General features: G+C 64.6%; 6 protein-coding genes. 1 reads left to right on the forward strand and 5 read right to left on the reverse strand.

Features of this window, described 5'->3' with window-relative positions; all coding sequences use genetic code 11:
• On the forward strand, positions 1-5,639 hold a 5,639-nt coding region (locus tag EEB15_RS33900; protein ID WP_158290301.1), incomplete at its 5' end, for a hypothetical protein.
• Between the two features lie 199 nt (positions 5,640-5,838).
• Here the strand turns inward: EEB15_RS33900 and EEB15_RS32450 are convergent.
• From EEB15_RS32450 to EEB15_RS32470, 5 genes are all read right to left on the reverse strand, one after another.
• On the reverse strand, positions 5,839-6,540 hold the full coding sequence (locus EEB15_RS32450) for a Fic family protein (protein ID WP_370284082.1): 702 nt from the start codon (positions 6,538-6,540) through the stop codon (positions 5,839-5,841).
• 155 nt (positions 6,541-6,695) lie between these two features.
• Positions 6,696-8,771, reverse strand: coding sequence for a penicillin-binding protein 1A (locus EEB15_RS32455; protein ID WP_141514133.1), 2,076 nt, complete (start codon positions 8,769-8,771; stop codon positions 6,696-6,698).
• Positions 8,772-8,783: 12 nt separating this feature from the next.
• A complete protein-coding gene (locus tag EEB15_RS32460; RefSeq protein ID WP_141514134.1) occupies positions 8,784-9,338 on the reverse strand; it encodes an NYN domain-containing protein in 555 nt (184 codons plus the stop codon).
• Positions 9,335-9,586: a hypothetical protein gene (locus EEB15_RS32465; protein WP_141514135.1), complete on the reverse strand. Its 252-nt coding sequence runs from the start codon at positions 9,584-9,586 to the stop codon at positions 9,335-9,337. The genes EEB15_RS32460 and EEB15_RS32465 overlap by 4 nt, the downstream gene beginning before the upstream one ends.
• Before the next feature lie 254 nt (positions 9,587-9,840).
• On the reverse strand, positions 9,841-10,272 hold a 432-nt coding region (locus tag EEB15_RS32470), incomplete at its 5' end, for a YidB family protein (RefSeq protein ID WP_141514136.1).

Raw genomic sequence — 10,272 nt, forward strand, 5'->3', positions numbered from 1 at the left:
CGGACCCCGACTCCGCCAACTTCGACACCGGCACCCTCACGGTGAGCCTCACCGCCAACGGCACGGCGTCCGACCAGCTGGCCATCAGCAACGACGGCGTGGGCGCCGGCCAGATCGGCGTGAGCGGCGCAAACGTCACTTTTGCCGGCGTCACGTTCGGCACCTTCACGGGCGGTGCCAACGGAACCAACCTGGTCGTCACGTTCGATGCCGATGCAACGCCCGCGGCCGTGCAGGCCCTCACGCGCGCCATCACCTTCGCCAGCACCTCCGAGAATCCCTCAGCGCTGCCGCGCACCGTGACGTACACCGTCGTGGACGGCGACGGCGGCACCGATGCCGGCTCGACCACGGCGACGGTCAACGTCACCAACACCAACGACGCGCCGGATATCAATACGCTTGCGGCCGTGCTGGCCTATACCGAGAACGGCGCCGCTGCCGTGATCGCGGGCGCGACGACGGTCACCGACATCGACTCCACCGACTTCGGCGGCGGAGCGCTCACCGTGGGCTTCACCGTCAACGGAACCGCGGCCGACCAGCTGGCTGTGCGCAACGAAGGTGTCGCCGCCGGCCAGATCGGCGTCAGCGGCTCCAACGTGACCTACGGCGGCGTCACCATCGGCACCATCGACGGCACGTTCAATGGCGTGAACGGCGTCAACCTGGTCATCAGCCTGAACGCCTCGGCCTCCCCGGCGGCTGTGCAGGCGTTGTCGCGCAACATCACGTTCGCCAACACTTCGGACAACCCATCGACGCTCGCGCGCACCGTGACCTTCACGGTCAACGACGGCGATGGCGGCACCAACGTCGACAGCGCCACGGCGACAGTGAACATCACCCCGACCAACGACGCGCCCACGGTCACACCCAACGGCGGCTTCGCCGTCTACACCGAAGGCGCGGCGGGCCAGGACATCGACGCGAACATCGCAGTGGCCGACGTCGACAGCGCGAACATCACGGGCGCGACCATCCGCATCTCGGCCAACTTCGAGGCCGGCGACGTGCTGAATTTCACCAACACCGGCACCATCACGGGCAACTATGTCGTCGGCACCGGCGTCTTGACGTTGACCGGCACCGACACGGTGGCCAACTACCAGGCGGCGATTCGCACCATCACTTTCAGCGGCACGAGCGACACGCCGCCGGCCACCAAGACCGTCGAATGGGTGGTGACCGACGGCGCCCTTCCCAGCAGCCCCGCCACGCGCAACATCAACATCACTGCGGTGAACGATGCGCCGGTGCTGGCCGGCTCATCCGCGGTGTCGTACACCGAGGATGCGGCGCCCACAACCCTCATCGGCGGTCTCACGGTGACCGATGTCGACAGTGCCAACATCGGCGCCGCCACCGTGACCATCTCGAACGGGTTCGTGTCGGGGCAGGACGTGCTGACCTTCACCAACAGCGGCGGCATCACCGGCAATTACAACGCCGCGGCCGGCGTCCTGACGGCAAGCGGCGTCGCCACCAAGGCGCAATACCAGACATTCCTGCAAAACGTCGGCTACCAGAACAGCAGCCAGAACCCGAACACCCCTGCCCGCACCGTCACCTTCCAGGTCAACGACGGCGGCGGCGTCAACAATCTGAGCAACACCGTCACCAGCACGGTATCCGTCGTCTCGGTGAACGATGCGCCGACGATCACGGGTGCCGGCGGACCCGCCGCCGCCTTCACCGAGAACGGTGCCGCCCTCGTCATCGATAGCACGCTCGCGCTGGCGGACCCCGAAAGCAACAGCATCACGGGCGCGACGGTAGCGATCACAAGCAACTTCGCCGGCACGCAGGACGTCTTGGCCTTCACCAACATTCTGGGCATCACCGGCAACTACAACAGTGGCACGGGCGTGCTGACCTTGTCGGGCACCCAGACGCTGGCGAATTACGAAACGGCGCTCGAGTCGGTGACCTACCAGAACACCAGCGACGATCCTTCCAGCGCGGCCCGCACCGTCACCTGGACGGTCACGGACAACGGCACACCTGCGCCGGCGGCCAGCGTCGGCGCGACCTCCACCGTGACCGTTGCGGCCGTCAACGACGGACCGGTCAACACCGTGCCGACGAATGCCTCGCTGGGCACAGCGGTTTCCAACACCAACTTCGCCGTGACCGGTATCTCCGTCGCGGACCTCGACGCCAACCCCGCCAACGTGCAGGTCCAGGTGGTCACCACCAACGGCGCCTCGACCCTGACCCTGTCGGGCGGCGCCAGCGTCACTGCCGGCGTGAATGGCACGGGCACGGTCACGATTCAGGGCACCGTCGCCGACGTGAATGCAACGCTAGCGTCGCTGGTGTTCAAGAGCACCGACGGCTTCAACGGCACGGCCACTGTGCAGATCAATACGTCCGACCTGGGCAACGAAGGCTCCGGCGGCACGTTGACCGACTCGGACACCATCTCCATCGGCGTGATCCCGGAAGTGTTCATCATCGACAACACCGGTGGCGGCACGGGCGGCAACGGCTCGGCCGCGACGCCGTTCAAGACCATCAACGACTTCAACGCGAATGCAGCGGATGGGTCGGGCGACTACGTCTACGTCAGACAGGGCACGGGCACCTATTCGGAGGCGGACGGCATCAACCTGGTGACGGGCGAACACCTGTTCGGCCAGGGCCAGACCTTGCAGTTCACGAACCCGGTAACGGGAGCGGTGGTGACGATCGGCACGGGGTCGAGTGGAGCCACACCCACCATCTCGGTGACCGGCATCGGCGCCCATGGCATCGACCTGGCGTCCGGAAATGAGGTTACCGGCTTGAATGTCGCAACCACATTGGGTGGCCAGACGGCTGTGAGCGACACAGGCGGAACCGTCGGCGCGCTGACGATGAACGACATCGACATCTCCGGCGTGGGCCAGGCGGTGGACATCGACAACGGCGGCGCGCTCACCGTGACGATCGATTCGCTCTCGTCAAGCGGCTCGACCTTGCAAGGGGTGCAGCTGGCCGCGACGGGGGCGGCGCTGACAGGCACGTTCAACGTGACGACCGGCGCGATCTCCGGCTCGACGGGCACCGGGTTCCTCGTCGGAGACGGCTCCGGCGGTGCGAACACCGGCGGTGCGCTGGCCATCGCCTTCGGCGGTACCGTCACCACGACGGGCACGGCGCGAGCGGTTGACATCCAGGACCACGCGACGGGCGCGATCACGTTCTCCAACACCGTCTCGCACACCGGTGGCGGCAACGGCTCCGGCGTGGTCATCGCCGATATCGCGAGCGGGACGATCGGCTTCTCTGGAAACAACACCTACAACACCGGAACGGCCAACGCGATCCAGATCAGCAACACGGCCGGCACGGTGAACTTCAGCGGAACGCTGGACATCGACACGAGCACGGGGACCGGCATTTCCATCGCGACGAGTGGCAGTGCCAACTTCACCGGGTCGCAGATCACGGTGAATGCCAGCGGCAGCGGCGCCGGGGTGAATCTGGCGTCGAACACCGGGACCATCGCATTCAACCAATCCGGCACCGGCCTGGATATCAACACGACGAGCGGCGGCGGCTTCAGCGCGACGGGTGGCGGCACAGTGACGATCCAGGGGTCAAGCAACACGCTGGTGACGACCACAGGCACGGCGTTGAACGTCGTCAACACCACCATCGGCGCAGGCGCTCTCAAGTTCGAGAGCATCGCCGCAGGCACAGCCTCGGATACCGCAGGCGCGGGCATCATCCTTGACAACACCGGGTCGAGCGGCGGCCTGACGGTTACCGGAACGGGCAGCGCCAACACTGGGGGTGTCATTCAGCACAAGAACGGGGCAGCCATCGTAGACGGGGCTACGAACGCGATTACCGGCACGACGGGAGCCGGCATTTTTCTGCGCAATACGTTCGACGTAGACCTGAGCTACATGAACATCCACGACTTTTCGAACTATGGGATTCTCGGGTCCACAGTGAATGGTTTCGTGTTGCGCAATAGCGTCGTGGGCGGCACAAACGGGGATGCCTCATCCGGTTTTAACCAGGAAAGCGCAATCTCGCTTCGCAACGTGACAGGCGTGTCCGGCTTCCTGAGCAACAACATTTCCGGAGGCAACTCTCGCAACATCGAGATCGACAACGGCAGCGGAACGCTGAACCTGACGGCGACCGGAAACAACATTCACAACACCATCTTCGAGGACGGCTTTTCGCTGGAAGCAGAGTTGACCGCCACGGTGCTGGCGAATATCTCCAATAACATCTTCTCCGCACATGGCGGCGACCACTTCAATCTGTCGCTGATCAACAATGCGGTTGTCGATCTCACCTTCAACAACAATGATTTGCAAAGCGGGTATTCCGGCCCGGGCATTGGAACGGGGTCGGTTTTTGTCCTCGGCGCGAGCTTCAACGGTTCGCTCGAGTACGACATTTCCGGAAACGGGACACTTGCCGATCCGTTCATAGGGAACAAGCAGGGAGGCGCTATCTTCGTCAACAAGGGAAGCGGCACGGGTGTATTCAGTGGACAGATCACAAACAATGTCATAGGCAACCCCGCAGTCGCTAACTCCGGGTCAGAGCAGGCGGTGGGCATCCATGCCAGCGCACGCGGCGCCGGCGGTTCCCACACAACGCTGATTTCGGGGAACGTTGTGCGCGAGTATTTCGACCGGGGAATCGTTCTTGAAGCCGGCGAAGGCAGCCCGACCTTTGTCGCAACCGTCATCAACAATACGGTGTCGGACCCAGGCGATGCCGTCAATTCGCTGCACGGCATTCAGTTCGACTTCGGTATTCTTTCCGCTGACAACGCCCAGATCACCATTGACGTTCGGAACAACTTGATCGCCAACGCCGGGAATGAGCCGCAGGGGGGCGTCGACTTCCGGATGAGGACCGCTGGTTCCAACGATGTCGTCATCGCGGGCTACTCCGGGGGGAACAGTGCAGCGAACGTACAGGCGTTCATCGACGCGCAAAATCCGGATGGAACGACCTTCTCGGTTTCGCTGGTGACAAGCGGCGGACCGCCGGCAGCAACATACGGCAATGGGCCCGCGAGTCCCCTTCCGGGTCCGAACCTTCCTGAGTTGCCCACGGCTCCGGGAGCTCCATTGATAGCTGGAGATGGCGAAGGCCAGGCCATTCCATCCACCGCACCGCCGCCCCTCAACGTCGATCTGAGCTTCCTCGTGGACGCGGCAATTGACCGGTGGATCGCCGCAGGATCCAGCGCAGCACAGATTGATGCCATGCGCGCGACCACCTTTGCTTTCGCGGATCTCGAAGGCCCGTATATCGGCTGGAGCGAAGGTGGAGTCTTGTTCCTGGACGTCAATGCAGCTGAATATGGCTGGTTCATCGATTTATCGCCTGCGTCTGATGGCGAATTCGCACTTGCAGACGGCGGTCGGCTGCTTGCACTACCAGGGGGCGCGGCGGCCGGGCACATGGATATGCTCTCGGTGCTGATCCATGAACTTGGGCACGTGGCAGGTTTAGGCCACACGTCAGAGGGACACGTCATGGCCGAGTCGCTGGTCGCGGGCGTACGGCTCTTGCCTGGCGCAGCAGAGGGTTCCGCGGAGACGGAGCAATCCATACCCGCCGACGTAACCCTGGTCGGCACAGGCGGATGCATTGACATCCACGGGGCGGGCGCTTAGGTTGCGCTCGATAGAGGGCGCGGGCGGCGAAATTCGAGGTTAGGGCCGCTACGACAGCGGAGTCTGCCGCTACCGCAACCCCCTGAACAACCGGTTCAGGAAGTGCGAAACCCCATCGACCACGTTAGGCTGCTAGTACACCGAAGGCGGCGGCTCGGGTGGTTTCGGCTGCGGTCTGGAGGGTGGATTGACCCATTCCCTAATGCCGCCCTTCCGGCCGCGCCGGATTTTCGTCGGACTTGTCTCTCGCCGCTGCCTCCTCAAGGAAGTCGAACAGCGCGTCCGGGACGCGGCCCTGGTATTGCTCACGGCGGCGCTTGGACACCTTTCCGTCGTTCAGGAGCGTGAACCGGACCAACTCGCTCAGCACGTCACCGCGAACGTCGAAGCGCTGGTCCGTCGCACGGTGGAGCCTGTCATATCGCATGAGGAAGACGGTTTCCTGTCTCAGGTCGACCTGGAGGGCCTGCTCCGCCATCTGGAAGCCGAACTCCACCGCGTTCGTCGCGTCCCAGTAGCGATAGATGGTGTCGTCCGCGTTGAAGCGGATGTCGAACTCATCGCCGTCGATCCAGCGGACACTCCAGCGCTCGCGTACCTTCGCCGAGAAATTGCGAAGCGTTTCGAGATAGCGCTCCTCGTTGCGCTTCATCGCCACGGACACAGGGAGCAACATGCCGTGCGTCAGCTGGCCAGAGAGACATAGCGCGTGGTGAAATAGAAATCGCGAAAGACGTCCGTTACCGTCCATGAACGGGTGGATGTAGACGAACCCGAAAGAAGACACGGCCGCCGCGACGATCGGATCCACGTGCTGGGGCGCGCTGTTCGCGAATTGCATCAGCTGCTCCATCAGGCCGGGCACCGCCTCGGGTGGCGGCGGGAGGTAGGTGATGCCTATGGCGGCGCGTCATAGCCGACGGCCGACATGGATGACTTTTTCCTTCGTTGTCTATGTTTTTTATCAGTCTAGGCGATTCTGAAAAGAAAATAGTTTAGAACTTAGGAACCTATTGAGGGGAAAACGCAGACTCGCTTCGCCATGCTGCAGGTGCCCTACCGCAACCCCCTGAACAACCGGTTCAAGAAGTTCGAGATCCCATCCACCACGTCGGGCTGCTGGTACACCGGCGGCGGCGGCTCGGGCGGTTTCGGCTGCGGGCGGGCGATGGCGAACTCGGCGCGCGGGTCGATCCACTTGTTGCGCAGCGCTTGCTGGAACACCTCGCCCACGATCGGCAGCGCGCTGCGGGCACCCGGCCCCCAGCTGTCGCCCATGGCCATCTTGCTGTCGTTGAAACCCACCCAGGCGCCCGCCACCATCTGCGGGTGCATGAGGATGAACCAGCCGTCGGTATTGTCCTGCGTGGTGCCGGTCTTGCCCGCCACGTCGGGCTGCTGGCCCAGGCGAGCGCGAATCGCCGTCGCCGTGCCTTCGTCCACCACGCCGCGCATCACGTTCACCAGCTCCAGCGACTGCTGGTAGCTCATGGCCTGCTCCGGCGGCGCCCACTCGAAGGCCTGCAGCACCTTGCCCTGCCGGTCTTCCACCTGCGAGACCATCGCGGGCTCGATGTAGCGCCCGCCATTGGCGATGGAGCCATAAGCGGCCACCATCTCGCGCAGCGTGACCGGGCTCGTGCCCAGCGCGAGCGAAGGCACCTCTTCGAGCTTGCTGGTCCGCACGCCCATCGCGCGGGCCAGCTGCGCGGTGCGATCCGGCCCCACCTTCATGATCAGTTGCGCGGTGATCGTATTGCGCGAATGCACAAGGCCGTCGCGCAGCGACATCGGCCCGCCCGACGGCGGCGTGCCGTCGCTCGGCTCCCACACCCCGCCGCCCGGAATGCGGATGGCGACCGGCTCGTCCATCAACTCGTCCATGGGGCTCATGCCCTGCTCGAAAGCGGCGCCGTACACGAACGGCTTGAAAGTCGAGCCCGGCTGGCGCCTGGCCTGGTTCACGTGGTCGAACTGTTCCTGCGCGAAATCGCGGCTGCCCACCCAGGCCAGCACGTGGCCGTTGCGCGGGTCCAGCGCCATGAAGCCGGAATGCAGCGGTACTTTGTCTTCACCTTTCCTGCGCCGGCGGTCGGCCAGGGGTTGCAACGCGTCGAGCTGGCGCGCCAACGCCTGGTTGGCCGCCTTTTGCATGCGCGAATTGAGGGTGGTGCGCACGACCAGCCCGTCGGCATAGATGTTCAGGCCCCGCGCGTCGGCCCATGCGATCAGCCATTTGCGCACCCATTGCGCCACATGCGGCGCCGGGCCCAGCGCCTGATCTTGCCGCTCGAAGTCGAGCCGCAGCGGCTGTCTGGCCATCACATCGGCCCGCTTGGCATCCAGCTTGCCGTGCTTCACCAGCTGCGCCAGCACGATGTTGCGGCGGTCACGCGCGCGCTCCGGGTTCAGCACCGGGTTGTAGTAGCTCGTGCCCTTGAGCATGCCCACCAGCGTGGCCGACTCCAGCACATCCAGCTTGCTCGCGGACTTGTCGAAGTAGGTGCGCGCCGCCATCTCGATGCCGAAGGCGTTGTAGAGGAAGGGCACGGTGTTGAGGTAGGTCTCGAGGATCTCCTGCTTGGAATACACCGCCTCGATCTTGAAAGCCGTCAGCGCCTCCTTGACCTTGCGGTTGATGCTGATCGAGCGGCCGATCTCTTCCGGGTACAGGTTGCGGGCGAGCTGCTGCGTGAGCGTGGAGCCGCCCTGCATGTTGCCGCGCATGGTCTGCAAGAGAGCGGATGCCGTGCGCCGCATGTCCATGCCGTGGTGCTCGTAGAAGCGATGGTCTTCCGTAGCAATCAGCGCATTGATCACGTGTGGCGAGATGCGCGAAAGCGGCACCCACTGGCGGTTGAGCCGCCGGAATTCCGCCAGCACCACGCCGTCCGAAGACATCACCATGGACGGCACCTCGGAGTTGGCCTTGCGGATGTCCGAGATGCTGGGCGTGAAGGGTATCAGCGCCAGCACATAGAGCAGCACCAGGCCGGGGATGAGCATTCCCGCCAGCCAGGGACGCAGTCGGGCCAGGGCCCAGGCGCGGCGCGCGAGATCGGCGATCCGCGCCCACACGCGCAGCGCAAGTTCGGTGACCCACGCCCGGGCGCGGGTGAGCTGTGGAGGCATGATCAGAATCTACTACACGGCGCCGGGCGCGGCGGCCGCCGCCACGGGCGACTTCTCGATCTGCTCGTAGTAGCGGAACTCGTGGCAGCTGGCGGCCCAGTACGCATTGGTCGACTTGCGCGTGCCCACACCGACGAGCCGCCGGCCGGCCGCCTTGATCTTCTGCGCGAGGGGCATGAAGTCGCTGTCGCCGCCCACGACCACCACGGTGCCGATGTGCGCAAAGCGCGTCACGTCCTCGGCCGCGTCCAGGCACAGCCGGATGTCGGCGCCGTTCTTCGCGGTGGAGCCCGGCGGGAACAGCTGCTGCAGCTCGATCCCGTTGTGCATCAGCACGTCGCGGTACCGCGCGAAGAACTGCCAGTTGCAATACGCGCGATTGATCGCGATGGGACCGAAAGAAGCGGCCATGTCGACGATGGCTTGCACGTCGACCAGCGGCTCCTGCGGTTTGAAACGGTTGTCGGGGCGGGCGTAAGCGCCTGGGTCTTTCTCTTCGCACAGCGCAGCGTGCAGGTTCTCGAAATCCCAGTACAGCGCGACGTGGCCGTTGCTCGTCTGATTCATGGCACGAACTTCGCGTTGAATGTGGCCACGTCCGCTTCCAGCTCGAACGTGACGAGCTGCCCGTTCTTCCCATCGGCGAGGCGGTGCGCCGCGAACAGGCTGTGCTTGCCCTTCAAACCCATCGCAGGCAAATCCACCAGCGCGTAAGGATGAGGCACGAACACCTCGTGCGCGAAGATTTCGCGGTGCCGGTTGCGCGGCGAAGGGAAGAGCTTGTATTCGTCGGTGACGATGGTGGTTTCGGCCATGGAACCGCCGATGGTACCCCGGCGCTCCTCAGCCTCAACGTTCGCTTGACAAGCAGAGTGGCCGGAGTGCAGCGGGAAGATGCTTGGGTTTCTGAGTTCGCGCTGAGGGGGTAGCCGATACAGCGAAATAAAGGAGGAGGGAGCGGCTTGCCGCGACGGGGGACATTCGCTGTATCGGCTACCCGTCGCTCCCGATCCGCGCGCGGCCTATGAACGAAGTCACCAGCGAAAGCCCTACTTCGCGGCGGCGGGCATCAACGCCCGAAGTTCTTCATCAGCGACGACAGCGCGGAATCGAGCGTGTCGTCTGCGTCCGGCTGCATCTCGCCCGTGGGCGACAGCTGGTTGACCACTTGCGGCAGGATCTGCGCGAGCCCGCTGGCGACCTGGTCGCTGGACACGCCGAGGCGTTCCGACAGCTGCGACAACTCGCCCATGCCGATGACCTGGCCCACCGCTTGCGGATCGACCGGCTCGTTTTCGCCCGTGGAGAGCCACGAAGCGACCTGCTGGCCATGCCCGGCCTGCCGGAACTGGTCCATCAAGCCGCCGACACCTCCGTTGCGCTGGATCAGCTGGATGGCGAGCGGCAGCAGCATCGCCAGCAAGGCGCCCTTCCCGCCCAGCGGCGCGTTATCGTCCGAGGCGCCCGCCTGTGAGCCGCCCCCGAGCACGCTGCCCAGAAC

The organism is Ramlibacter sp. WS9, assembly GCF_003797765.1.
GTDB lineage: Bacteria > Pseudomonadota > Gammaproteobacteria > Burkholderiales > Burkholderiaceae_C > Ramlibacter.

Excerpts from the sequence above, each read along its gene's own strand:
- EEB15_RS32465 (WP_141514135.1), bottom strand. The coding sequence starts at position 9,586 with ATGGCCGAAACCACCATCGTCACCGACGAATACAAGCTCTTCCCTTCG.
- EEB15_RS32460 (WP_141514134.1), bottom strand. The coding sequence starts at position 9,338 with ATGAATCAGACGAGCAACGGCCACGTCGCGCTGTACTGGGATTTCGAG.
- EEB15_RS32455 (WP_141514133.1), bottom strand. The coding sequence starts at position 8,771 with ATGCCTCCACAGCTCACCCGCGCCCGGGCGTGGGTCACCGAACTTGCG.